Raw genomic sequence first — 517 nt, 5'->3', positions numbered from 1 at the left:
GCGGATATTCTGGGCGTGGCCGCCGGAGCCGGTCTGGGCGCCTGTCTCGCCATCTGGCTGGGCTTGTCGATATTCTATATCCAGCTGTTGGCCTTTTGCGGTGGTCTGCTGGTCGTTCTGAGTGCCGGCATACTGGCCCGCGCCATCACGCGCCACGATCCGGCGCTGACGCTGGTATTGGTAGGCATTGCGCTCGGCACGCTATGCGGGGCGGGCATTTCACTGATTAAAACCCTGGCCGATCCTTATACTCAGCTTCCCTCTATTACGTTCTGGCTGTTGGGCGGCTTAGCGGATATTACCCTGCGCGATCTGGCCTTTGCCGCTCCGCTGATGATTATCGGTTGCCTGCCTCTATGGCTGCTACGCTGGCGCCTTAACCTGCTGACGCTGTCCGATGATGAAGCTCGTTCTCTGGGCATTGATGTCGCACGCTTACGGTTGATTGTGGTGGTCTGCGCGACTCTGGCCACCGCCAGCGCGGTAGCCATTGCCGGTATTATTGGCTGGATTGGAC

General features: G+C 59.6%; 1 protein-coding gene. It reads left to right on the top strand.

Annotated elements, in window-relative coordinates; translation table 11 throughout:
- The coding region (locus tag IB252_RS29915) for an iron chelate uptake ABC transporter family permease subunit (protein WP_192411153.1) at positions 1-517 on the top strand (517 nt) is incomplete at both ends.

Origin of the sequence: Pseudomonas sp. PDM10 (genome assembly GCF_014852295.1) — a bacterium.
Lineage (GTDB): Bacteria > Pseudomonadota > Gammaproteobacteria > Pseudomonadales > Pseudomonadaceae > Aquipseudomonas.
Note: the sequence above shows the minus strand (reverse complement) of the source record. Positions and strands in the feature narration are given on the sequence as shown.